The organism is uncultured Tenacibaculum sp. (assembly GCF_947502995.1).
Taxonomy (GTDB): domain Bacteria; phylum Bacteroidota; class Bacteroidia; order Flavobacteriales; family Flavobacteriaceae; genus Polaribacter.
This window is the reverse complement of the sequence record NZ_CANNBW010000005.1, coordinates 1-25,884: the sequence shown is the minus strand read 5'-3', so window position 1 is coordinate 25,884 and position 25,884 is coordinate 1. Positions and strand designations below refer to the sequence as shown.

Below are 25,884 nucleotides of genomic sequence, written 5' to 3'. Positions count from 1 at the left end.
ACAACAAACTTAATTAAAACTTATTTACAGTATGTATTTTACTGAAGAACATGAATCATTTCGTAAAAGTTTCAGAGACTTTTTACAGAAAGAAGTAGTTCCTCATATAGAAAAATGGGAGGAAACCGGTACTATAGATCGCTTTATTTGGGAAAAATTTGGTGAGATGGGATATTTCGGTTTGTATCAACCTGAAGAGTATGGCGGATTAGATCTTGATTTATTTTATACAATTATATTTTTAGAAGAATTACAAAGAATTAATTCTGGTGGTTTCGCAGCTGCTATGTGGGCTCATGCTTATTTAGCAATGACACATCTTAAAAAAGAAGGTGATCATAGAATAAAAACAGAATATTTAACTCCAAGTATAGAAGGAAAAAAAATAGGTTGTTTATGTATCACAGAACCTTTTGGAGGAAGTGATGTTGCAGGTATGAGAACTAGCGCAGTGAAAGATGGTGATAATTATGTTTTAAATGGTTCTAAAACATTTATCACGAATGGAGTTTATTCAGATTATCTAATAGTTGCTGCCAAAACTAATCCTGATGACAAATATAAAGGAATGAGCATTTTCCTTGTAGATAGAGATACAAAAGGGGTTTCATCTACGAAATTAAATAAATTAGGATGGAGAGCATCAGACACTGGTGAAATAGCTTTCGATAATGTAGTTATTCCTAAAGAAAACTTAATGGGTGAAGAAGGAAAAGGTTTTCCTTACATCATGCAGCATTTTGCGTTAGAACGATTAATTATGGGAGTTAATGCTCATGCAAGAGCAGATTATGCTTTAGAATATGCATTAGAGTATATGAATGAACGTGAAGCTTTTGGTAAAAAAATTAATGAATTTCAGGCATTAAGACATAAAGTTGCAGAAATGGCATCTAAAGTTGATATGTGTAAAGAATATAATTACTCTATTACTAAAAGATTAAATGACGGTACTTATGTAGTAAAAGAAGCGAGTATGAGTAAATTATTATCTACAAAAATTGCAGATGAAGTAATTTATGATGCGCTACAACTGTTAGGTGGTTATGGTTATATGGAAGATTATCCTTTAGCAAGAATGTTTAGAGATAGTAGGTTAGGACCTATTGGAGGTGGAACTTCTGAAATCTTAAAAGAAATTATTGCAAAAATGATTATTGACAAGAAAGAATATAAGCCAGCAACATAATTTTGTTGACTTTAATATATATAGAAGAGGATGTTTACACATCCTCTTTTTTTATGATTAATTTTCGATAAAATTGTTTTTTTAGCGCCTATCTATTATTAATTGTTCAATTTATTAACACGAAATCGATTTCGCATCTACACCGATTTCGTAGTTTGGTTTTCATTAAATAACTTGAAAAAAACAAATAAACCTATTCAAAATGAAAACCCTTTTTAAATTTTTGATAATTATATTATTTATCAATTACTCTTGCTCCAATAACGAAGTTGGAGTAACATCAATTGAAGGTGAAACTTCAAAATTAAATGAAAACGAAAACTCTTTAGTTGCAAGGCAAGGTTTAAAACAAATTGGAACAGGAGTTATGATGCAAGCTTTTTATTGGGATGTTCCTGCTGGCGGTACTTGGTGGGAAAAAGTAGAAAGTAAAGTTCAAAGTTGGAGCGATGCCGGAATCGATGCTATCTGGTTACCTCCTGTGTCTAAAGCCCAAAACGGAGCTTTTTCTATGGGATATGATCCATTTGATTATTATGATTTTGGAGAATACGATCAAATGGGGAGTGTGGAAACACGCTTCGGTTCAAAGTCAGAACTTCAAAGTTTAATTAGTGAAGCACATAATGCAAAATTAAGTGTAATTGCTGATATTGTAATCAATCATAATAGTGGAGGAGAGTTAGAAGATAATCCATATACAGGTACACCTTATTACACTGATTTTAATCCAAAGTCAGGAAAGTTTTTTAGAAGTAACAGTGATTTTCATCCAAATGCTAATTGTAATAGTGATTCAGGAGTGTTTGGAGGTTTTCCAGATTTGAGTCATTGTCAGCCTTATGTTCAAGATTGGTTATGGAAAAGATCTAATAGTGTAGCTAAATATTATAAGAACGTTATGGGATTTGATGGTTGGAGATTCGATTATGTAAAAGGTTTTGAGCCTTGGGTAGTAAGAGAATGGAAAAATGCAGTAGGTGGTTTTTCTGTAGGTGAATATTGGGATGGTAATGCCGGAACTTTAGATTGGTGGTCTGGTGAAGCTCAAGTTTCTGCTTTCGATTTTGCTTGTTATTATAGAATGAGAGACGCATTTCAAGGAAATAATTTAAATAGATTGAATGATGATATGCTTTGGAAAAGAAATTCTAGTAAAGCAGTTACGTTTGTAGCTAATCATGATACAGATGAAATATTTAATGGTAAACTTTTAGCTTATGCTTACATTTTAACACATGAAGGTTATCCTACTATTTTTTATAGAGATTATGAAGAGTGGTTAAGTAAAACTAAATTAAATAACTTAATATGGATTCATAATAATCTAGCTGGAGGTAGTACATCAATTCTTTATGTAGATAATGATGAATACGTAGCAAGAAGAAATGGATATAATAATGCAGGTTTAGTTGTTTACATAAATAACTCTAATTCTTGGAAAGAACGATGGATAGAAACAAATTGGTCTAATACAAGAATAAAAGATTACACAGGTAATTCAAGCTGGCAGCCAGTAACTCAAGGAGGCAAATGGGTTAAGATCCAAGCACCACCTAAAAGTTATACTGTTTGGTCTCCAAAATAAACGGTTGATTAATTGGAATATATAATTTAATATGTATCTTTGCAGTCCGAAAAAATAAGAATATAATTTTTGAAATCAGTTAAGTTGTTGATTTTGAATATAAAAATATAAAAGATACGTATGAGAGGAGGTGCAAAAACATGTTAATTATTCCAGTTAAAGAAGGTGAGAATATCGATAGAGCTTTAAAACGTTATAAGCGTAAATTCGATCGTACGAAAACAATGAGAAACTTACGTGCTCGTAAACAGTATACAAAACCATCTGTTGCTAAAAGAGCTCAAAAGATTAAAGCTTCTTACATCCAAAGATTAAGAACACAAGAAGAAATTGGTTAAACCAATTTTTTACAATAAGAATTTAAGCCCATACATTTTGTGTGGGCTTATTTTTTTATTAATATTATTCAAAATTGAAGTTGGTTTATGTTTATTGATTCTTTTTTAGATTATTTGTCTCTTGAAAAAAAATATTCACCTCATACTGTTTTAGCATATAAAACAGATTTAACAGCATTTAAAGATTTTTGTGAAGTAGAATTTGATCAAATTGATTTAGAATCTATTCATTATAATCAAATAAGAAGTTGGATTGTTTCTTTAGTAGATCGAGGTGTTTCAAATAAAACTATAAATAGAAAAGTTAGTAGTTTAAAAACATTTTATAAGTTCCTTCAAAAAATAGATGTAATCACAGCCAACCCTCTTTCTAAACATAAATCATTAAAAGTACAGAAGAAGAATGAAGTTCCCTTTTCAATAAAAGAAATGCAGAATGTTTTTGAAGAATTAAAAGATGAAGATTTTGTTTCTCTAAGAAATAAGTTGATAGTAGAATTATTTTATTCAACAGGTATGAGGAGAATAGAATTAATTAATATTAAAGTATCAGATGTTAACTTTAGTTCTGGTACGATTAAAATTTTAGGAAAAAGAAACAAAGAAAGAATAGTTCCTTTGTTAGCTACAGTAATTCAAACGATAAGAAAATATATAATTGCTAGAGCTGAAATGAATATAAATAATGAGTACTTATTTGTTACTGAGAAAGGAAATAAAATTTATGAAACACTTGTTTATCGAGTAATAAATCGCTACTTTAGTAAGGTCTCGACAAAGACTAAAAAAAGTCCGCACATCCTTAGGCACACTTTTGCTACACAATTACTCAATCAAGGTGCGGATTTGAATTCGGTTAAAGAATTACTAGGACATTCTAGTTTAGCCTCAACCCAAGTTTATACTCATAATAACTTGGAACAATTAAAACAAGTGTTTAACAAAGCTCATCCTAGGAGCAAAAAAAAAGACTGAAGATTATGAAGGTATTCACGCAATCCGTAAATTTTAAAGTAGATGGAGATTTAGTTAATTTCATTCAGAAGAAAGTGGGAGGTTTAGAAAAGTTCCACGATAAGATAGTTGATGCGGAAGTTTTCTTGAAAGTTCAAAAAACTAGTGATAAAGAAAATAAATTTACAGAGATTAAAATAAATATTCCAGGCAACGAATTAATCGTAAAAAAAATGAATAAAACCTTTGAAGAGGGTGTCAGTCTTGGGGTTGAATCATTAAAAAGACAGTTAAGAAAGTCAAAAGAAAAAAAAAGAGTATCTTTGGTACTATAAAAAGTTTATAAAAAAAATGCAAAAAGTTTTATAAATTCAAAATTACTTTTTAAATTTGCAGTCCGTTAGAAATAACGGATTGTTTTTTTAAACAAAAAGCCGATATAGCTCAGCTGGCTAGAGCAGCTGATTTGTAATCAGCAGGTCGTGGGTTCGAGTCCCTCTATCGGCTCAAAAAAAACAAAAGTTCATTAAAATATTGATAAGATTTAAAGGGGAGATTCCAGAGCGGCCAAATGGGACGGACTGTAACTCCGTTGTCTTTCGACTTCGCAGGTTCGAATCCTGCTCTCCCCACAAAATCTTAATTAGTATTATTGCGGGAGTAGCTCAGTTGGTAGAGCGTCAGCCTTCCAAGCTGAATGTCGCCGGTTCGAACCCGGTCTCCCGCTCAAAATCATTTATAATTTTTGGTTTTTGAAATTGAGTAATAAATCAAAGTAATAATTATAAATGTGACGCCGGTGTAGCTCAGCTGGTAGAGCGCATCCTTGGTAGGGATGAGGTCACGGGTTCAAGTCCCGTCATTGGCTCAATAAAATAGAGTTTACGATAACACTAAATATATTTAACTAAGAATTAAAATTAATAATCATGGCAAAAGGAACTTACGATCGTTCGAAACCGCACTTAAACGTAGGTACAATCGGTCACGTAGATCACGGTAAAACTACATTAACTGCTGCTATCACTAAAGTATTAGCTGACGCAGGATTTTCTGAGCAGAGAGCATTTGATCAAATCGATAACGCTCCAGAAGAGAAAGAAAGAGGTATTACAATTAACTCTTCTCACGTAGAGTATGCTACTGCAAACCGTCACTATGCACACGTTGACTGTCCAGGTCACGCCGATTATGTAAAGAACATGGTAACTGGTGCTGCACAAATGGATGGTGCTATCTTAGTAGTTGCTGCTACAGATGGTCCAATGCCTCAAACTCGTGAGCACATCTTATTAGGTCGTCAGGTAGGTATTCCACGTATCGTTGTTTTCTTAAACAAAGTTGATATGGTTGATGATGAGGAGTTATTAGAGTTAGTTGAAATGGAAGTTAGAGAATTATTATCTTTCTATGAGTATGATGGAGATAATAGTCCTGTGATCCAAGGTTCTGCTTTAGGAGCTTTAAATGGAGAGCAAAAATGGGTTGATACAGTATTATCTTTAATGGAAGCTGTTGATACTTGGATTGAGGAGCCACCAAGAGATACTGAGAAGGATTTCTTAATGCCGATTGAAGATGTATTCTCTATTACAGGTCGTGGTACTGTTGCTACTGGTCGTATCGAAACTGGTATCATCAATTCTGGAGATCCTGTAGAGATTATAGGAATGGGAACTGAAAAGTTAACTTCTACTGTTACAGGAATCGAAATGTTCCGTCAGATTTTAGATAGAGGTGAGGCTGGTGATAATGCAGGTATCTTATTAAGAGGTATTGATAAGACTGATATCAAAAGAGGAATGGTAATCGTTAAGCCAGGTTCTGTAACTCCACACGCTAAGTTTAAAGCTGAGGTTTATATCTTAAAGAAAGAAGAAGGTGGTCGTCACACTCCTTTCCATAATAACTACCGTCCACAGTTCTACGTACGTACTACAGATGTAACTGGTAACATTGGTTTACCTGATGGTGTAGAAATGGTAATGCCAGGTGATAACTTAACTATTACAGTTGATTTAATCCAACCAATTGCATTAAACATCGGTTTACAGTTTGCTATCCGTGAAGGTGGTAGAACAGTAGGTGCTGGTCAGGTAACTGAAATTTTAGACTAATAATTAATTAGTAATAAGACTAGAGGCGTCCCAGCCGGGACGTCTTTATAATACGGGTTTAGCTCAGTTGGTAGAGCACTGGTCTCCAAAACCAGGTGTCGGGAGTTCGAGCCTCTCAACCCGTGCAAATTTTATAAGTGATGAACAACTTTATACAATATATTAAAGATTCTTTTGAAGAATTAAGTACTAACATGACTTGGATTTCTCGTGAAGAAGCACAGAAATCTACAGTAGTAGTTGCAGTTTTCACAATTGTTTTTGCTTTAGCTGTAGCGTTTATTGATAAAGTTTTTCAATCAAGTTTAGATAAATTTTTTAATTTATTTTAAGGATGGCTGATTCAGTAATGAAATGGTATGTCGTGAGAGCGATAGGTGGGCAGGAGAATAAAGTCAAGTCTTACATCGAAACAGAGATAGCTAGACATGGATTATCTGACTATGTTAATCAAGTTATCGTTCCTACAGAGAAAGTTGTTCAAATTAGAAATGGTAAGAAAATAAATAGAGAAAGAGTTTATTTTCCTGGATACATAATGGTTGAAGCTAACTTAGCTGGTGAGGTTCCTCACGTAATAAAATCTGTTACAGGTGTAATAGGTTTTTTAGGTGAAACTAAAGGAGGTGATCCAGTTCCTATGCGTAAATCAGAAGTTAATAGAATGCTTGGTAAAGTAGACGAGTTATCTGTTAATGAAGAAAATGTAGCTATTCCTTATACTGTCGGAGAAACTGTGAAAGTTGTAGATGGTCCATTTAATGGATTTGACGGAATAGTTGAAAATGTAAACGAGGAAAAACGTAAGCTTGAAGTAATGGTTAAGATTTTCGGAAGAAAAACTCCATTAGAATTAAGCTACATGCAAGTAGAGAAAATATAACAGTTACATATATATTTTATTTAGATGTATTAGCTTCCATAATTAATGCATCGTTAAAACTTAAACAATGGCAAAAGAAGTAAGTAAATTAGTTAAACTACAAGTAAGGGGAGGTGCTGCGAACCCATCGCCACCAGTTGGACCCGCTTTAGGTGCTGCCGGAGTTAACATCATGGAGTTCTGTAAACAGTTCAATGCTCGTACACAGGACAAACAAGGTAAAGTATTACCAGTAGTGATTACAGTATATACTGATAAATCATTCGAATTTGTTGTTAAAACTCCACCAGCTGCAGTACAATTACTAGAAGCGGCCAAAATTAAGAAAGGTTCTGGAGAACCAAATAGAAAGAAAGTAGCAAGTGTTACTTGGGATCAAGTTAGAACAATTGCTGAGGATAAGATGGCAGATTTAAATGCTTTCGAAATCGAATCAGCAATGAGAATGATCGCAGGAACTGCTCGCTCTATGGGATTAACAGTAACAGGTGATGCACCTGCTTAAACTAAAAGAGAATTAAAATGGCAAGATTAACAAAAAAGCAAAAAGAAGCTCGTGCTAAGATTGACAACTCTAAGGTTTATGACTTAAAGGAGGCATCAGCATTAATCAAAGATATTACAAACGTAAAGTTTGATGCATCTGTTGATTTAGCAATACGTTTAGGAGTAGATCCTCGTAAAGCTAATCAAATGGTACGTGGAGTTGTAACATTACCTCACGGAACTGGTAAAGATGTAAAAGTTTTAGCATTAGTTACTCCAGATAAAGAAGCCGAAGCTCAAGCAGCAGGTGCTGATTATGTTGGATTAGACGAATACCTTCAAAAGATTAAAGGAGGTTGGACAGACGTAGATGTTATTATTACTATGCCTAGCGTAATGGGTAAATTAGGTCCCTTAGGTCGTATTTTAGGACCAAGAGGTTTAATGCCAAACCCAAAGACTGGTACAGTTACTATGGATGTTGCAAAAGCAGTTACTGAAGTAAAAGCTGGTAAAATTGACTTTAAAGTTGATAAAACTGGTATTGTTCACGCTGCAATCGGTAAAGCATCTTTCGATGCAGATAAAATTGCCGAAAATGCTAACGAGTTAGTTCAAACACTTTTAAAATTAAAGCCAACAGCAGCAAAAGGAACTTATATTAAGAGTATTTTTATGTCTTCAACTATGAGTCCTAGTGTTCCTGTAGATGTGAAATCTGTTTCATAGGCAGTTAAAATCTATATATCATGACTAGAGAGGAAAAATCACAAGTAATACAAGATTTAACAGCGCAATTAGCAGATACAAGTACAATCTATTTAGCAGATATTTCTGGATTAGATGCTACAACTACATCTAACTTACGTAGAGCTTGTTTTAAAGCTAACGTTACATTGGCTGTTGTAAAAAATACATTGCTAGAAAAAGCAATGGAAGCTTCAGATAAAGATTTTGGAGAATTACCAGAAGTTTTAAAAGGTAATACTTCAATGATGATTGCAGAAGCAGCAAATGCGCCTGCAAAAGTTATCAAGGAGTTTAGAAAGAAATCTAAAGATAGACCTTTATTAAAAGGAGCTTTTGTAGAAGAAGCTGTTTACATTGGAGACGATCAGTTAGACGCTCTTGTAAATATCAAATCTAGAGAAGAACTTATCGGTGATATTATCACATTATTACAATCGCCTGCTAAGAATGTTGTTTCAGCATTACAATCAGGAGGTAGTAAGTTATCTGGTATCTTAAAAACTTTATCAGATAAATAATTAAGCGCACTAATAAACTAATAATAAAAAATTAAAACAATTAAAATGGCAGATTTAAAAGAATTCGCAGAACAATTAGTTAACTTAACAGTAAAAGAAGTTAATGAATTAGCAGATATCTTAAAAGATGAGTATGGTATCGAGCCTGCAGCAGCGGCAGTAGCAGTAGCAGCTGGACCAGCAGGAGGTGGAGATGCAGCTGAAGAGAAAACTGAGTTCGACGTAATCTTAAAAGCAGCAGGAGGTTCTAAATTAGCAGTAGTAAAATTAGTTAAGGAATTAACTGGTTTAGGATTAAAAGAAGCTAAAGGAATCGTTGATAGCGCACCAGCTCCAGTAAAAGAAGGAGTATCTAAAGATGAGGCTGAAGGTCTTAAGAAGTCTTTAGAAGAAGCAGGAGCTGAAGTAGAGTTAAAGTAAGCTTACTCCCCACAATAAAGTGGGATAACAAAATACAGGTTTAGGTTCTAGAACTATTTGTTCTAGGCCTAAACCATTTTGTGTATATATTTGTTCTTAAAATCACATTCAAATCGTTTGTGTTTTTTTACAACTTTTAATTATTGATTATCAAATTATTAATTTTTAAATTTAGTTGTAGAGTGTTAGAAAAAAACTTTATTAGTTTAACAAGATATTTTTAATTCAAAAATAGTTTCTCTTTTGGCAACGATAAAAACTACTGAAAGAATCAACTTCGCATCTTCACGCATTGGAGCAGATTATCCAGATTTTTTGGATATTCAAATTAAATCTTTCCAAGATTTTTTCCAATTACAAACAAAAGCTGAAGAAAGAGGAGAAGAAGGTTTATATAAAACCTTCATGGATAACTTCCCAATTACAGATACAAGAAATCAATTCGTTTTAGAATTTTTAGATTACTTTGTTGATCCACCAAGATACAGTATACAAGAGTGTATTGAAAGAGGTTTAACATATAGTGTACCTCTTAAAGCAAGGTTAAAGTTATATTGTACAGACCCTGAACATGAAGATTTCGAAACCATTGTTCAAGATGTGTATTTAGGTACGATACCTTACATGAGTGGATCAGGAACATTCATCATAAATGGAGCAGAGAGAGTTGTAGTATCTCAATTACACAGATCTCCTGGAGTTTTCTTTGGTCAGTCTTTCCATGCAAATGGAACAAAATTATATTCAGCAAGGGTAATTCCTTTTAAAGGTTCTTGGATTGAATTTGCTACGGATATTAATCAGGTGATGTATGCTTATATCGATAGAAAGAAAAAATTACCTGTAACAACATTATTCCGAGCAATTGGTTACGAAAGAGATAAAGATATTCTTGAAATTTTTGATTTAGCTGAAGAAATAAAAGTTTCTAAAGCTGGATTAAAAAAAGTATTAGGTAGAAAATTAGCAGCTAGGGTATTAAAAACTTGGCACGAAGATTTCGTAGATGAAGATACAGGAGAGGTAGTTTCGATTGAGCGTAATGAAATCATTTTCGACCGTGATACTATTTTAGAAAAAGAACATGTAGATGAAATAATTGAAGCAGGTGCAAAAACCATATTATTACACAAAGAAGATAATGATATGGCAGATTATGCTATTATTCATAATACATTACAAAAAGATCCTACAAACTCTGAAAAAGAGGCAGTAGAACATATTTATCGTCAATTACGTAATGCTGAACCACCAGATGAGGAAACAGCAAGAGGTATTATAGATAAATTATTCTTTTCAGAGCAAAGATATAATTTAGGAGAAGTTGGTCGTTTTAGAATGAACACTAAGCTTCAATTAAATGAAGATATTGATCAAAAAGTATTAACGAAGAACGATATCATCACTATCGTTAAATACTTAATTGAATTAATTAATTCGAAGGCAGAAGTAGATGATATTGATCACTTATCTAACCGTCGTGTACGTACAGTAGGTGAGCAATTAGCAGGTCAGTTCGGTGTAGGTTTAGCTCGTATGGCTCGTACAATTCGTGAAAGAATGAATGTTCGTGACAATGAGGTGTTTACTCCAATTGATTTAATTAATGCAAAGACATTATCTTCTGTGATTAATTCTTTCTTTGGAACAAATCAGTTATCTCAGTTTATGGATCAGACGAATCCTCTTGCTGAGATTACACATAAACGTCGTTTATCTGCATTAGGACCTGGAGGTTTATCTAGGGAGAGAGCAGGTTTCGAGGTTCGTGATGTTCACTATACTCACTACGGTCGTTTATGTCCAATTGAAACACCAGAAGGTCCAAACATTGGTCTTATTTCATCTTTAGCGGTTTATGCTAAAGTAAACCCAATGGGATTCATCGAAACACCATATAAAAAGGTAAATGAAGGTAAGGTATTAGACGAAGGACCTATTTATTTGAGTGCTGAAGAAGAAGAAGGAATGAAGTTCGCTCAATCTAATATTGAAGTTACTGATGACGGTTCTATTGATAGAGATAAAGTAATTGCAAGAGAGGAAGGAGATTTCCCTGTAGTTACTCCAGAAGTAGTAAATTATATGGACGTTGCTCCTAACCAAATAGCTTCTATATCAGCTTCATTAATTCCTTTCTTAGAGCATGATGATGCAAACCGTGCATTAATGGGATCTAACATGATGCGTCAGGCTGTGCCTTTATTAAGACCTGATGCACCAATCGTAGGAACTGGATTAGAAAGAAGAGTAGCTAAAGATTCTAGAATCTTAATAAACGCAGAAGGAGATGGAGTAGTAGAGTATGTTGATGCAAATACAGTTACTATTAAGTATGATAGAACTGACGAAGAGCGTTTAGTAAGTTTTGATTCAGATGATAAATCATATGACTTAATTAAGTTCAGAAAAACTAACCAAGGAACTAATATTAACTTAAAACCTATTGTAAGAAAAGGTGATAGAGTTGAAAAGGGACAAGTTCTTTGTGAAGGTTATGCAACGCAACAAGGAGAGTTAGCTTTAGGTAGAAATATGAAGGTTGCCTTCATGCCTTGGAAAGGATATAACTTTGAGGATGCGATTGTAATTTCTGAAAAAGTAGTTCGTGAAGATATATTTACTTCTATCCATATTGATGAATATTCTTTAGATGTTCGTGATACAAAATTAGGAGCAGAAGAATTAACAAACGATATTCCAAACGTTTCAGAAGAGGCTACTAAAGATCTTGATGAAAATGGAATGATCCGTATAGGAGCTGAAGTGAAGCCTGGAGATATTTTAATTGGTAAAATTACTCCTAAAGGAGAAAGTGATCCAACTCCAGAAGAAAAATTATTAAGAGCAATTTTTGGTGATAAAGCAGGAGATGTAAAAGATGCTTCTTTAAAAGCTTCTCCATCATTAAAAGGTGTTGTAATTAATAAGAAATTATTTAAGAGAGCTGTAAAAGATAAAAACAAAAGAGCAAGAGATAAAGAAGCAGTAGCTACTTTAGAAGCTTCTTTTGTATCTAAGTTCGAGGATTTAAAAGATCAGTTAATTGAAAAATTATTCCACCTAATTAGTGGAAAAACATCTCAAGGTATATTTAACGATTTAGGTGAAGAAGTTTTACCAAAAGGTAAGAAATTCACTCAAAAGATGTTAAACTCAGTAGATGATTTTACTCACTTAAGTGGTGTTTGGACTACAGATAAAGAGTTAAATGCTCTTGTTGTAGAGTTAATTCATAACTATAAAATTAAAGTTAACGACTTACAAGGAGTTTTACGTCGTGAGAAGTTTACAATTTCTGTAGGAGATGAATTACCAGCAGGTATTTTAAAGTTAGCTAAGATTTATATTGCTAAAAAGCGTAAATTAAAAGTTGGAGATAAGATGGCAGGACGTCACGGTAACAAAGGTATTGTTGCTCGTATTGTACGTCAAGAGGATATGCCTTTCTTAGAAGATGGAACACCAGTAGATATTGTTTTAAATCCATTAGGGGTACCTTCTCGTATGAATATTGGTCAGATTTATGAAACTGTTCTTGGATGGGCAGGTCAAAAATTAGGTCAGAAATATGCAACTCCAATTTTCGATGGTGCTTCTTTAGATGAAATCAATAAATTAACAGACGAGGCAGGAATTCCTAGATTTGGTCATACATATTTATATGATGGAGGTACAGGACAACGTTTCGATCAGCCAGCAACAGTTGGGGTAATTTATATGATTAAGTTAGGACACATGATTGAAGATAAGATGCACGCACGTTCTATCGGACCATACTCTTTAATTACGCAACAGCCATTAGGAGGTAAAGCTCAATTTGGAGGTCAGCGTTTTGGAGAAATGGAGGTATGGGCTCTTGAAGCATATGGAGCTTCTAGTATCTTACGTGAGATCTTAACTGTAAAATCGGATGATGTATTAGGTAGAGCTAAAGCTTACGAAAGTATAGTTAAAGGTGAAGCTATGCCAGAACCTGGATTACCAGAATCATTTAACGTATTAATGCACGAACTTAAAGGTTTAGGATTAGACGTTAAATTAGAAGAGTAAAAAAAGATAATCAAGATTGCTTTTTAGCAATCTTGGTTTCAGTGTTTATATAATTTATAATTTAAGCATTATAGCTTAAAGCATTTTGCAAACTATTATGGCAAGAAAGAACGAAAAATACACTGTTAAGAAATTTAACAAAATTTCAATTGGTTTAGCATCTCCTGAATCTATTTTAGAAGCATCTAAAGGAGAGGTTTTAAAACCAGAAACAATAAATTACCGTACGCACAAACCAGAAAGAGATGGACTTTTCTGTGAAAGAATTTTTGGTCCTGTTAAAGATTATGAATGTGCTTGTGGTAAATACAAAAGAATCCGATACAAAGGAATCGTTTGTGATCGATGTGGAGTTGAAGTAACTGAGAAAAAAGTTCGTAGAGATAGAGTAGGTCACATCAATTTGGTAGTACCAGTTGCTCATATTTGGTACTTTAGATCATTACCTAACAAAATGGGATACTTATTAGGTTTACCATCTAAAAAGTTAGATATGATCATCTATTATGAGCGTTATGTAGTAATTCAACCAGGTATTGCTAAAAATGCCGAAGGTGAACCATTACAGAAATTAGACTTCTTAACAGAAGAAGAATATTTAGATATAGCTGATTCTTTACCACAAGATAATCAATATTTAGAAGATACAGATCCTAATAAGTTTATAGCTAAAATGGGAGCTGAGTGTTTAATTGAGTTATTAGCTCGTATCGATTTAGATGAGTTATCTTACCAATTAAGACACAAGGCGAATACTGAGACTTCTAAACAGCGTAAAAATGAAGCTTTAAAGAGGTTAAATGTAGTAGAGGCTTTTAGAGATTCTCAAAAGAATAGAGAGAATAAGCCAGAGTGGATGATCATGAAAGTTGTTCCTGTAATTCCACCAGAGTTACGTCCATTAGTACCATTAGATGGAGGTCGTTTCGCTACTTCAGATTTAAATGATTTATATCGTCGTGTAATTATCCGTAACAATCGTTTAAAGAGATTAATGGAGATTAAAGCTCCTGAAGTAATCTTAAGAAATGAGAAACGTATGTTACAAGAATCTGTAGATTCATTATTTGATAATACACGTAAATCATCAGCAGTTAAGACAGAATCAAACAGACCATTAAAGTCATTATCTGATTCGTTAAAGGGTAAACAAGGACGTTTCCGTCAGAACTTATTAGGAAAGCGTGTTGATTACTCTGCGCGTTCTGTAATTGTTGTTGGACCAGAATTAAAATTATACGAATGTGGATTGCCAAAAGATATGGCAGCTGAATTATACAAGCCTTTCGTAATTCGTAAGTTAATCGAAAGAGGTATTGTTAAGACGGTTAAATCTGCAAAGAAAATTATAGATAGAAAAGAACCAGTTGTTTGGGATATTCTTGAAAATGTAATTAAAGGTCATCCAGTTTTATTAAACCGTGCTCCTACGTTACACCGTTTAGGTATTCAAGCATTCCAACCAAAATTAATAGAAGGTAAAGCAATCCGTTTACACCCATTAGTATGTACGGCATTTAACGCCGATTTCGATGGGGATCAAATGGCGGTTCACTTACCTTTAGGACCAGAAGCTATCTTAGAAGCTCAGTTATTAATGTTAGCTTCTCACAATATCTTAAACCCTGCAAATGGTGCTCCAATTACTGTACCATCTCAGGATATGGTATTAGGGTTATATTACATGACTAAAGAGCGTAAATCTACTCCAGAGTTAGTAATCAAAGGAGAAGGTTTAACATTCTATTCTCCAGAAGAAGTTACTATTGCTTACAATGAAAAGAGAGTAGACTTAAATGCTGGTATTAAAGTAAGAACTCAAGATGTTGAAGATGGTCAAGTAGTAACTAAAATTATAGAAACTACAGTAGGTAGAGTTTTATTTAACGAAGTTGTACCAGAAGCTGCTGGTTATGTAAACCAGGTTTTAACTAAGAAATCTTTAAGAGGAATTATTGGTGATATATTAAAAGTTACAGATATTCCTGCTGTTGGTAAATTCTTAGATGAAATCAAAAACATGGGATATAAATTTGCCTTCCAAGGTGGTTTATCTTTCTCATTAGGAGATATCATTATTCCAGAAGAAAAGCACACTATGATTGCTGAAGCTAATAAAGAGGTGGATGGAATTGTAATGAACTATAACATGGGTATGTTAACTCAAAAAGAACGTTATAATCAGGTAATTGATGTTTGGGGTTCTACAAACAACCGATTAACAGAATTATCGATGAAACGTTTACGTGAAGATCAACAAGGATTTAACTCTGTATTTATGATGTTAGATTCTGGAGCCCGTGGTTCTAAAGAGCAGATTCGTCAGTTAACAGGTATGCGTGGATTAATGGCAAAGCCTAAAAAATCGACTGCTGGTGGTGGAGAGATTATTGAAAACCCAATTCTTTCTAACTTTAAAGAAGGTCTTTCAATTTTAGAATACTTTATCTCTACGCACGGTGCTCGTAAAGGATTAGCCGATACCGCATTAAAAACTGCCGATGCTGGATATTTAACGCGTCGTTTAGTAGATGTATCTCAAGATGTAATTGTAAATGAAGAAGATTGTGGTACATTACGTGGATTAGAGATTATGCCATTAAAGAAAAACGATGAAATCGTTGAGTCTTTAGCGGATAGAATTGAAGGTAGAGTATCTTTACATGATGTTTATAAACCTAATTCAGATGATATTTTAGTAAATGCTGGTCAACTTATTACTGAACCTTTAGCTAAAGCAATTCAAGCTACAGGTATCGATAGAGTAGAAGTACGTTCTCCTTTAACTTGTGAGTCTAAGAGAGGAATTTGTGCTCAGTGTTACGGTAAGAGTTTATCTACGGCTAAGAAAGTACAAAGAGGAGAAGCTGTTGGTGTAATTGCTGCACAGTCAATTGGAGAGCCAGGTACACAGTTAACACTACGTACATTCCACGTTGGAGGGGTAGCAGGAAACATTTCAGAAGAAAATAAATTAATTTCTAAATTCGACGGTAACGTAAAAATTGAAGATTTACGTACAGTTAATGGGAAGGATAGTAATGGAGACCCTGTAGAAATTGTTATTTCTCGTACAGCTGAAATTAAAATTATAGATAAGAAAACTGGAATTACTTTAAGTACTAATAATATTCCTTACGGGTCTATCATTTTTGAAAAAGAAAGAAAGACGATCAAAAAAGGAGATGCAGTATGTCAATGGGATCCATTTAATGGAGTTATTGTTTCAGAATTTGGAGGTAAAGTTAAGTTTGACAATTTAGAGCAAGGTATTAACTACTCTGTAGAAGTTGATGAACAAACAGGATTCCAAGAGAAAGTAATTACAGATTCTAAGAATAAAAAGATCATTCCTTCTTTAATTATTGAAGATGCTGATGGTAATGCTTTACGTTCGTATAGTTTACCTGTAGGAGCTCATTTAATTGTAGAGAATGGAGATGATGTAGAAGAAGGTAAAACTTTAGTTAAAATTCCACGTAAGTCTGGTAAAGCAGGGGATATTACAGGAGGTTTACCACGTGTAACAGAATTATTTGAAGCACGTAATCCATCAAACCCAGCTGTAGTTGCTGAAATTGACGGAGTTGTATCTTTCGGAAAAATCAAGCGTGGTAATCGTGAGATTATTGTAGAGTCTAAAACTGGAGATATTAAGAAGTATTTAGTAAAGTTATCGAACCAAATTTTAGTTCAAGAAAATGACTTTATTAAAGCAGGTATGCCATTATCTGATGGTGCTACTACACCGGCTGATATCTTAAGAATTAAAGGACCTTCAGCAGTTCAAGAATACTTAGTAAATGAAATACAAGATGTATACCGTTTACAAGGGGTGAAAATTAACGATAAGCACTTTGAAGTTGTAGTACGTCAAATGATGCGTAAAGTTAAGATTATTGATTCTGGAGATACATTGTTCTTAGAGAATCAATTAGCTCACAAGAACGATTTTATCGAAGAAAATGATAAAATTTACGGAATGAAAGTAATTGAGAATGCAGGAGACTCTGAGAATTTAAGAGAAGGTCAATTAATTACAGCACGTGAACTAAGAGATGAGAATTCTATCTTACGTAGAGCAGATAAAGAATTAGTAATTGCAAGAGATGCTCAGCCTGCAACAGCAGAACAAGTATTACAAGGAATTACTAGAGCTTCGTTACAAACGAAGTCATTTATCTCGGCAGCATCGTTCCAGGAAACAACGAAAGTGTTAAATGAAGCAGCTGTTAATGGTAAGATTGATACACTTGAAGGATTAAAAGAGAATGTAATTGTAGGTAAACGTATACCAGCAGGTACAGGTCTTAGACATTATGAGCAAGTAATAGTTGGACCAAAAGATGAAATCCAACAAAGTTTATAATAACAAACTTAAAGGCCTCTTACTATAAGAGGTCTTTTTTGATTTAAAACACATATGGAAGATAAAAATAAAGACCCACAAATTAACATTGAATTAGATCAAGATGTTGCTGAAGGAACTTATAGTAATTTAGCCATTATCAATCATTCAGTTTCAGAATTCATTGTAGACTTTATAAACATAATGCCTGGAGTACCTAAGGCTAAAGTAAAGTCAAGAATTATTTTAACTCCTCAACATGCTAAACGCTTAACTAAAGCTTTAGCAGATAATGTTAGAAAATTCGAACAAGTTCATGGTGAAATTAAAGAGTATGAACAACCACCGATTCCAATGAACTTTGGAGGAACAACAGGTGAAGCATAACAAATTAAAAAAGATCGAGAATTTTCTCGATCTTTTTATTTCACAAAACTTTAACTTAAAAGTTTATATTATTTTTTCATTTTATGTAAAAAAATTATATTTGCCGCATAAGATGATATTGAATTAAGGCAACACTTAAGGCAATACCTTCTAAAACCAAAACTAATACTACTTTATTTTTAATGTTCTTCCCCCAAAAAGAGAAGATTAAAAATGTAAATTTTTAACTAATTCTAATTTAAGATGTAAAAGAGCTATTTGCCATATGCTTTTCTTAATTAAACTGAGAAAACATGCAGATCACAGTCATAAGCTTTTTTAAAGGAAGAATAGATAGTAACTTTAAAAGTCGACAAACTTTTAAAATTTAAACTAAAGTATTAATGAAGAAAATTATTTTAATTTATTTATTATTAGTCACTGCAATTGGTTATTCGCAACGTAGATACGCAGCAGATCGCTATTACAATGAATTTGCTTACAAGAAATCTGCTGAGTTATATAAAGTTTTATACGATAAAGGTGATGAATCATTATTAGTTATAAGTAGACTAGGAGATTCACATTACTATAATACAGAATCTGTAGAAGCAGAAAAGTGGTATAAACTTTTAATGGATAAGTATGCTAATGAAGTATCTCCAGAATACCTATTTAGATATGCTCAAACTTTAAAAAGTAATGGGAAGGTTAAGGAATCAGATATTTGGTTAGAGAAATTAAAAGAAATGAACGCTAATGATTCTAGAGCTATAGAATTAGTTAATAATCGTAATTATTTTGTAGAGTATTCTAATAGAAAGAAAACTTTTGTAAATGTAAAAAATTTATCAATTAACACAGAGTACTCAGATTTTGGAGGTTTTATCTACGGAAGTAAATTATACTTTGCTTCAACTAAACCTAATGGATCTAAATACGATAAGAAAAGATATAAATGGAATAATCAACCTTTTTTAAATGTTTATACAGCAGAAGAACAGTTTAGTGATATAGCAGAAGGTTTAGAGTTAGGAGAAGTAAAAAAGTTCGATGAAATAAGTACTCGTTACCATGAGTCAAATACTATACTTACTGAAGATGGGAATACTGTCTATTTTACAAGAGACAATTATGATGGTGATAAATTAAGAGGTGACAAGCAAAAGATCACGCATTTAAAAATTTACAAAGCAGAAAAAGTAAATGATAAATGGAAAAATTTTACAGAATTACCTTTCAATAGCGATTTATACTCTTGTGGTCATCCAGCTTTAAGTGCAGATGGAAAAACACTATATTTTGTATCAGATATGCCTGGCGGAATTGGAGCTACAGATATTTATTCTGTAGAAATTAGAGAAGATAATACATACGGTACTCCACTAAATCTTGGAAGAACAATAAATACAGAAGGAAGAGAAATGTTTCCTTATGTAGATAAGGAAAATACAATGTATTTTTCATCAGATGGTCATTTAGGTATTGGCGCTCTAGATATTTTTGAATCTAAAATTGATTCTAACGAAAAATTTACAACACCAGTTAATCTAGGTACACCAGTTAATAGTCCTTTAGATGATTTTAGTTTTGTGATTAGTGAAGATAAGTCTTACGGATATTTTTCTTCAAATAGAAAAGGAGGAAAAGGAGATGATGATATTTACAGTTTTGTAATTTATAGATGTAAAGAGGAAATTACAGGAGTTGTTACAGACTCAAGAACTGGTACACCTATTGAAGGAGCCACAGTTCGTTTAATAGATGAGAAAGGTGAACCTATTAGTCAGCAAGTAACAAGTAACGACGGTAGATATACATTTAAAGATATTGCGTGTGAAAATAATTATACGGTAACTGCATCTAAAGAAGATTACAGAAACGATAAAAAAGACACTTCAACAGAAGATATAGATAAAAAAGCAATTCAAGCAGATTTAACATTAGAGTCATTAATTGTAGAAACACCTAAAGAAGATGCTCAAATTGTAATTAATCCTATTTATTTTGATTTTGATTTATACAACATTAGAGAAGATGCAGAGTATGAATTAGAGCATATAGTTACAGTGATGAATAATCATCCAGATATGGTAATTAAAATTGAATCCCATACAGATAGTAGAGGAACTAAAGCTTACAATAGAACTTTATCTACAAATCGAGCTAAATCTACAAGAGATTATTTAATATCTCGAGGAATAGCTTCAAATAGAATCCAAAGTGCTATAGGTTATGGAGAAGATCAATTGTTAAATGATTGTAACGATGCTAATCAGAGAAAATGTACAGAAGAACAGCATCAACGAAATAGAAGGTCTTATTTTTACATAATTAAAGGAGATAAAAATATTACTACAAATCAATAATTCAAATAAAGGCATGTAAATTTTATATGCCTTTATTATTTATCTTCAATGTTAATTTTTTTAATTTTTCTAAAAAAAAGTTAACGTATGTTAAAAAAAATATTATATTAGTAATGTCTTAAAGCTTAAACAGTAAAAGACGTTAACAAACTTGCTCCCCTAAAAATAATTATATTAATTTGATATCTATCATCTTATGCTTTGGCTATAGATGAATGTTCTTTGAAGTTTTACTGAATTTTAATATGTTAAAATTTGTTAAAGAAACTTCAAATAGTTATTTTAGTATAAATTTTATTACAAATCGTAACCCCCGATTCTATGCAAAAAAATACTTTTAAAAAACAAACCTCAGTCAACTTTTTTTGTAATTATAAATTATGTAAGTTTTTATTGTAGAAAAAGATACACAAACCAAACACCAATTACTATTTAATTTTTTTGTAAACAACTTTTTCCTATAGTCTAATGATTTAGATTATAAGGTTAGTAGTTAATATCGTAAAATAAAAAACCCCACAATTGTTACACTTTGGCGAGCGGAAACAAGAGTAGGGCATGAATATAACAATCAATTAATACACTGATCATTATGTTAAAATGTCTTCAGGTTATTTTTTTAAGATTATATGATATATTTCTTAAAAAAATAAAAGCAAAATTATCTGTAGAAATATTAGAATTTTCACGAAAACTTACAGCTTCGCAATTTAGAAAAAATTACAGTAAATCTAACGGTTTTGCTAAAGTTTTACACAGTATTTCTTACACATTTAATAGAACTAAAAAGAAAGAATACATTGGTTCTTTGCTTTTTGGAAATAAATTAAAATACTTAGGAGTTTTAATACTTTCATTAACTGTAACTATAAATGTTAATTCTCAATGTGCTAATCCAACGGATTGTGATAATGATGGTATTTTAAATTTATCAGATTTAGATGATGATAACGATGGTATTCTTGATACAGATGAAGGTTGTCCAGCACCTACAACAATTTCCTTTACAAATGTTAGTGCAATACCAGCAACTGCATTTGTATCAGGAGGAGGAACAATTCCAGATGGTTCAGAAGGTCTTCGTATTTCTGATATTACAGGAAATTATTCTATAGATATTTATCAAGGAGCAGCTACTGTAAGCTCTGGTGATCCTGTAACTTTTAATACAACTACAGGTCTAATATCTAATAATGATCCTATATTAGATAATGAATATGTAGAGTTAATTTGGACTACTTCAAACTCAGCAACTAGTTTTAATATTCCTAGATTGTTTATAAATGATATTAATAGTTTAACAGCTCCTGCTAATAATACAGATGTTAGGGATTCCTATGCTTGGAGTGAAGATGGAGTTTGGACAATAGATACTGATCCTCTAAGTGGTAATCCTGGGGGGGCGATTGTGAGTTTTGACGATGCAGCAGCAGATGATGTAGGTAGTTTTATTGTTAATGATAAAGATGGTGGTAATGATATAAATTTCATAGGTAATTTTAATTCCTTAGCAGCTTTAGATACTACGCCATCTAATGTGTTACTTAATATGACAGGTGATCCAAATGGACATTCTGCTCAATTTGACTTTAATACTCCTCAAACGACAGTATCTTTATATTTGTTTGATAGTAGAAATATTGGTTCGGCAGTAGCCATGCTTTGGAATTTTTTTCCGCAAGGTTCTGTAACTATCGAATCTGCTGGTTTAGATAGTGATGGAGATGGAGTAGACAATTGTGTAGATTTAGATACCGATAATGATGGAATATATGATGTTTTAGAAGCTGGTCATGGAATAGCGCATACTAACGGTGTAATTTTAGGGGCAGTAGGAGCAGATGGTATTCCTGATGCTGTACAAGCAGCAGGGCAAGAAGACAGTGGTACAATTAACTATACTTTAGCAAATTCAGAACCAACTCCAGATACTTTATTTGATTTTCAAGATACAGATAGTGATGACGATGGATGTTCTGATGCAAATGAAGCTTACAATGATTCCAATGCAGATGGAGGTGATGGAGGTTCATTTGGAACAGGTGAGCCACAAACTAATGTTGATAGTGCTACAGGTTTAGTAACATTTGTTGGGGTTGATTATACCGTAGGAACAAATAGTAATGTAACAGATGACACTGTTAGTACAGGGTGTGTAGTTAATCCAGATACAGATGGTGATGGAAATCCAGATACAACAGATTCTAATCCTTCCACACCTACAGCAGTAAATGATAGTGCGTCGGCCACAGCAGGTATTTTAGAAACTATTTCAATTTTAGCAAATGATGATTTTACGGATAATACTAATGGAAATTCAGATCCGGATAATATAAATCCTATAAGTGTTACTACTTTAAGTACAGTAGTAGGAATTAATACTACAGCAGCAGGTTTAATATCTTATGATGCTGGCACGGGAGAGTTAAATTATACACCATTATTAAGCGAGGGTGGTACTGTTGTAACTATTGAATACCAAGTCTGTAACGATGTAAATGGAGATAGTCCAGGAACAACAACAGATGATGTTTGTGATACAGCAATAGTAACAATAAATATTGCTTTTGGTGATTCAGATGGTGATGGAGTAGTTGATGGTTCAGATATTTGTCCAGGAGGAGATGATGCTTTAGATGCAGATTCCGATGGTGTTCCTGATGGATGTGATCAAGACGATGATAATGATGGAATTTTAGATACAGATGAGTTTGATTGTCCTACTTCTGGATTGGTAGCTTTAGGACAAACATTTACACAAGCAAGCACAGGAACTACTTCAGGTTCTTCTGCTTCTGGAACAGTTAATAATGTTTACAATCATGCAGGTGTAACTGGAACTTTTAGTTTCGAGGTAATTAATGGAGCTACTTGGGCTGGTGGTGTTAGTAGTACTTCAAATGGAGGGATAACCGGAGATTATGTAAATGTTCAACCGAATAATACAAACTTCCCAGTAGGAACTTCTTATCCTGCAGATGCAGGATCAATTAGTGTAGCAGTGTATACATTTACATTCGATGAACCAATTCAAATCTCTGATTTTAAATGGGGTGGTTTAGATTTTCAAGATAGAGCAGACTTTTCAGCATCTTTATCAGGATCAAATGTAGCTTTAACAGTTTCAGATATAAATTTAGGAACAAGCTTTATTCGAGCAAATAGTCCTCAATCTGTAATAAGTTCAGCTACAGGTTCTAACGCACCTAATAACTCAGTTTCAATAAGTTCTTTAGATCCAATAGATACATTAGTTATAGTTGCAGGTAAAGCTAATGGAAGTGGTGGTAATGTTACAATGCAGTTCTATGAGTTCTCTTATTGTTTCTCACAAGATTTTGATGGTGATACGGTACCAAACTCATTAGATTTAGATTCTGATAATGATGGAATTTATGATGTAGTTGAAGCAGATGGAGCAGATGTAAATAATGATGGTATTGCAGATGGTGTGCCAAATACTTCAACAGGTATTCCTTCTTCAGCTAGTACAGGTTTAACAGTTCCAAACACAGACGGAGACACAGATGGAGGAAATCCTTATGATTTAGATTCAGATAACGATGGTTGTTCAGATTCAAATGAATATTATAATGATACTAATGCAGATGGAGGAGGAGGTCAGTATGGAAACGGAACAACCGATCCAGCTCCATCAAATGCAAATGGTACAGTTATAGCAGCTAGTTATCCAGCTACAGCAGCAGATACAGATACTAACAGTACAGCAGATTATGTAGAAGGTACAGCAGGTACCCCATTACCAAATACTGATGGAGATAGTCTAGCAAATGCTTGTGATTTAGATGATGATAATGATGGAAATCCAGATACAACAGACACTACTAATCCAAATACTCCAACAGCAGTTGATGATTCAACTTCAGCTACAGCAGGAGTTTTACAAACTGTTCAAATTTTAGCAAATGACGATTTTACAGATAATACAGATGGAAATGGAGATCCAGATAATATAAATCCTGCAAGTATTACGACTATTAACACGGTAGTAGGTGTTAATACTACAGCAGGAGGGACTATAACTTACGACGCAGATACAGGTGAGTTAAACTATTTGCCGTTATCAAGTGAAGGAGGAACAACAGTAACTATAGAATATCAAGTTTGTAATGATATTACAGGAGATGGAGCAACAGGAGATGATGTTTGTAGTACTGCAATTGTAACGATTACGGTTGCAATTGGAGATGCTGATGGAGATGGTGTTTTAGATAATTTAGATATATGTGCAGGAGGAGATGATAGTGCAGATGCAGATTCTGATGGAGTACCAGATTTTTGTGATGAAGATGATGATAATGATGGTATTCTTGATGTAGACGAATGTGTGATTAATTTTATTAGTATTCGCCCATTCGAAGATTTAGGAATTTTAGATAATACAACCAACAATACTATAACTGATGTAGACATAAGTGCTAGATTAGGTTTAGCACCTGGTAGTGTTTTAATTTCTGCTACAGGTCTAAATAGGCCAGATACAAATCCAAATTTATTTGTAGGTGATACCTTTTCGGGTACTCCATCTACATTTACAATTTCAGGTACAGCAGCTTCTAGAGTCCGTGCAAGATTAGAACATGGAGGAGTGATTCAAGCAGGAAGTGCAACAGATGTAGTAGAAAGTTTAGATGGAACTTTGTATGATTTTACAACGACATTAACAGGAGATTTTAATGATATTAGTAATCCTCTTAAATATGAAATTCAAAATATAACTACTACTAACGCAAATAATGGTAGTAGATTTACTTGGGAGTCAACTAAAGCTGGAGTTACAAATTTCAGTTTTAGTTCTAATGATACTGGAGATGATAGCGCAATTTTCCTTTCATTGTCTGTTGATCCTGATTTTGATGGAGATGGACTTGCGGATTGCATCGATTTAGATTCTGATAATGATGGAATTTATGATGTGGTTGAAGCCAATGGAACAGATATAAATAACGATGGTTTCGCTGATGGAATTCCTAATACTTCAACAGGTATACCTTCTTCAGCAGGAACAGGTTTAACTGTGCCCAATACAGATGGTACAGATAGAGGAAATCCATATGATTTAGATTCTGATGATGATGGATGTTCAGATTCAAATGAATATTACGATGATAGTAATGCTGACGGTGGTGGCGGTCAATATGGAAACGGAACCACAGACCCTGCACCAGTAAATCTTAATGGTACAGTAATAGCAGCGTCATATCCAGCTACAGCAGCTGATACAGATACAAATACTGTTGCAGATTATATAGAAGGAACAGCAGGAACTCCTTTACCAGATTTAGATGGAGATTCATTAACTAATGCATGTGATTTAGATGATGATGGCGATGGAAATCCAGATACTACAGATCCAAATCCAACAACGACTACAGTTGCCAATGATACAGCTACAGTAGCTTCAGGTACACCAGTTACTACGAATGTTTTAACCAATGATGATTATGTAGGCGATACAGATCCAGCAAAACAGGCAGGAACTAC

The 25,884-nt window shown here is 33.3% G+C and carries 17 protein-coding genes and 5 tRNA genes; all 22 read left to right on the top strand.

Annotated elements, in window-relative coordinates; translation table 11 throughout:
* Positions 1-31 precede the first annotated feature (31 nt).
* Complete coding sequence (locus Q1A46_RS05070; protein ID WP_299674788.1) at positions 32-1,189, top strand: acyl-CoA dehydrogenase family protein; 1,158 nt, start codon at positions 32-34, stop codon at positions 1,187-1,189.
* A 202-nt stretch (positions 1,190-1,391) separates the two neighbouring features.
* The gene (locus Q1A46_RS05065; RefSeq protein WP_299674785.1) at positions 1,392-2,777 is read left to right on the top strand and encodes an alpha-amylase; all 1,386 of its coding nucleotides are present in this window, start codon (positions 1,392-1,394) and stop codon (positions 2,775-2,777) included.
* Between the two features lie 140 nt (positions 2,778-2,917).
* The gene (gene rpsU / locus Q1A46_RS05060; protein ID WP_095070384.1) at positions 2,918-3,115 is read left to right on the top strand and encodes a 30S ribosomal protein S21; all 198 of its coding nucleotides are present in this window, start codon (positions 2,918-2,920) and stop codon (positions 3,113-3,115) included.
* Positions 3,116-3,202: 87 nt separating this feature from the next.
* The gene (locus Q1A46_RS05055) at positions 3,203-4,090 is read left to right on the top strand and encodes a tyrosine-type recombinase/integrase (protein WP_299674780.1); all 888 of its coding nucleotides are present in this window, start codon (positions 3,203-3,205) and stop codon (positions 4,088-4,090) included.
* Positions 4,091-4,095: 5 nt separating this feature from the next.
* Positions 4,096-4,404 (top strand): ribosome hibernation-promoting factor, HPF/YfiA family, encoded by a 309-nt coding sequence (hpf, locus tag Q1A46_RS05050; RefSeq protein ID WP_299674777.1) that lies wholly within the window; start codon positions 4,096-4,098, stop codon positions 4,402-4,404.
* Positions 4,405-4,502: 98 nt separating this feature from the next.
* Positions 4,503-4,576 (top strand) — tRNA-Thr (locus Q1A46_RS05045).
* A gap of 42 nt (positions 4,577-4,618) precedes the next feature.
* Positions 4,619-4,701: transfer RNA gene (locus Q1A46_RS05040), tRNA-Tyr, on the top strand.
* A gap of 22 nt (positions 4,702-4,723) precedes the next feature.
* Positions 4,724-4,796 (top strand) — tRNA-Gly (locus Q1A46_RS05035).
* A gap of 68 nt (positions 4,797-4,864) precedes the next feature.
* Positions 4,865-4,937, top strand: a tRNA-Thr gene (locus Q1A46_RS05030).
* Between the two features lie 61 nt (positions 4,938-4,998).
* Positions 4,999-6,186 carry an elongation factor Tu gene (gene tuf / locus Q1A46_RS05025; protein WP_299674774.1) on the top strand — a complete coding sequence of 396 codons (1,188 nt, stop codon included), beginning with the start codon at positions 4,999-5,001 and terminating at the stop codon, positions 6,184-6,186.
* Positions 6,187-6,238: 52 nt separating this feature from the next.
* A tRNA-Trp gene (locus tag Q1A46_RS05020) sits at positions 6,239-6,311 on the top strand.
* A 15-nt stretch (positions 6,312-6,326) separates the two neighbouring features.
* The gene (gene secE, locus Q1A46_RS05015; RefSeq protein WP_299625778.1) at positions 6,327-6,518 is read left to right on the top strand and encodes a preprotein translocase subunit SecE; all 192 of its coding nucleotides are present in this window, start codon (positions 6,327-6,329) and stop codon (positions 6,516-6,518) included.
* Positions 6,519-6,520: 2 nt separating this feature from the next.
* Positions 6,521-7,069: a transcription termination/antitermination protein NusG gene (nusG, locus tag Q1A46_RS05010; RefSeq protein WP_299674771.1), complete on the top strand. Its 549-nt coding sequence runs from the start codon at positions 6,521-6,523 to the stop codon at positions 7,067-7,069.
* A 67-nt stretch (positions 7,070-7,136) separates the two neighbouring features.
* The gene (gene rplK, locus Q1A46_RS05005; protein ID WP_299674768.1) at positions 7,137-7,574 is read left to right on the top strand and encodes a 50S ribosomal protein L11; all 438 of its coding nucleotides are present in this window, start codon (positions 7,137-7,139) and stop codon (positions 7,572-7,574) included.
* Between the two features lie 17 nt (positions 7,575-7,591).
* Entirely contained in the window at positions 7,592-8,284 is a 693-nt protein-coding gene (rplA, locus tag Q1A46_RS05000; protein WP_299674765.1) for a 50S ribosomal protein L1, read from the top strand.
* 20 nt (positions 8,285-8,304) lie between these two features.
* Entirely contained in the window at positions 8,305-8,823 is a 519-nt protein-coding gene (gene rplJ / locus Q1A46_RS04995; RefSeq protein ID WP_299674762.1) for a 50S ribosomal protein L10, read from the top strand.
* 45 nt (positions 8,824-8,868) lie between these two features.
* Positions 8,869-9,243: a 50S ribosomal protein L7/L12 gene (gene rplL / locus Q1A46_RS04990; RefSeq protein WP_299674759.1), complete on the top strand. Its 375-nt coding sequence runs from the start codon at positions 8,869-8,871 to the stop codon at positions 9,241-9,243.
* Between the two features lie 243 nt (positions 9,244-9,486).
* Positions 9,487-13,296, top strand: coding sequence for a DNA-directed RNA polymerase subunit beta (rpoB, locus tag Q1A46_RS04985; RefSeq protein ID WP_299674756.1), 3,810 nt, complete (start codon positions 9,487-9,489; stop codon positions 13,294-13,296).
* Positions 13,297-13,393: 97 nt separating this feature from the next.
* Positions 13,394-17,665, top strand: a complete 4,272-nt coding sequence (rpoC, locus tag Q1A46_RS04980) for a DNA-directed RNA polymerase subunit beta' (protein ID WP_299674753.1) — start codon at positions 13,394-13,396, stop codon at positions 17,663-17,665.
* A gap of 54 nt (positions 17,666-17,719) precedes the next feature.
* Positions 17,720-18,031, top strand: coding sequence for a DUF3467 domain-containing protein (locus tag Q1A46_RS04975; protein ID WP_299674750.1), 312 nt, complete (start codon positions 17,720-17,722; stop codon positions 18,029-18,031).
* Positions 18,032-18,414: 383 nt separating this feature from the next.
* The gene (locus Q1A46_RS04970) at positions 18,415-20,379 is read left to right on the top strand and encodes an OmpA family protein (protein ID WP_299674747.1); all 1,965 of its coding nucleotides are present in this window, start codon (positions 18,415-18,417) and stop codon (positions 20,377-20,379) included.
* Positions 20,380-20,971: 592 nt separating this feature from the next.
* On the top strand, positions 20,972-25,884 hold a 4,913-nt coding region (locus tag Q1A46_RS04965), incomplete at its 3' end, for a beta strand repeat-containing protein (protein WP_373456496.1).

Bases quoted from the DNA above. Each gene is read 5' to 3' on its own strand.
- Q1A46_RS05070 (WP_299674788.1), top strand. From the start codon at position 32: ATGTATTTTACTGAAGAACATGAATCATTTCGTAAAAGTTTCAGAGAC.
- Q1A46_RS05065 (WP_299674785.1), top strand. From the start codon at position 1,392: ATGAAAACCCTTTTTAAATTTTTGATAATTATATTATTTATCAATTAC.
- rpsU (WP_095070384.1), top strand. From the start codon at position 2,918: ATGTTAATTATTCCAGTTAAAGAAGGTGAGAATATCGATAGAGCTTTA.
- Q1A46_RS05055 (WP_299674780.1), top strand. From the start codon at position 3,203: ATGTTTATTGATTCTTTTTTAGATTATTTGTCTCTTGAAAAAAAATAT.
- hpf (WP_299674777.1), top strand. From the start codon at position 4,096: ATGAAGGTATTCACGCAATCCGTAAATTTTAAAGTAGATGGAGATTTA.
- tuf (WP_299674774.1), top strand. From the start codon at position 4,999: ATGGCAAAAGGAACTTACGATCGTTCGAAACCGCACTTAAACGTAGGT.
- secE (WP_299625778.1), top strand. From the start codon at position 6,327: ATGAACAACTTTATACAATATATTAAAGATTCTTTTGAAGAATTAAGT.
- nusG (WP_299674771.1), top strand. From the start codon at position 6,521: ATGGCTGATTCAGTAATGAAATGGTATGTCGTGAGAGCGATAGGTGGG.
- rplK (WP_299674768.1), top strand. From the start codon at position 7,137: ATGGCAAAAGAAGTAAGTAAATTAGTTAAACTACAAGTAAGGGGAGGT.
- rplA (WP_299674765.1), top strand. From the start codon at position 7,592: ATGGCAAGATTAACAAAAAAGCAAAAAGAAGCTCGTGCTAAGATTGAC.
- rplJ (WP_299674762.1), top strand. From the start codon at position 8,305: ATGACTAGAGAGGAAAAATCACAAGTAATACAAGATTTAACAGCGCAA.
- rplL (WP_299674759.1), top strand. From the start codon at position 8,869: ATGGCAGATTTAAAAGAATTCGCAGAACAATTAGTTAACTTAACAGTA.
- rpoC (WP_299674753.1), top strand. From the start codon at position 13,394: ATGGCAAGAAAGAACGAAAAATACACTGTTAAGAAATTTAACAAAATT.
- Q1A46_RS04975 (WP_299674750.1), top strand. From the start codon at position 17,720: ATGGAAGATAAAAATAAAGACCCACAAATTAACATTGAATTAGATCAA.
- Q1A46_RS04970 (WP_299674747.1), top strand. From the start codon at position 18,415: ATGAAGAAAATTATTTTAATTTATTTATTATTAGTCACTGCAATTGGT.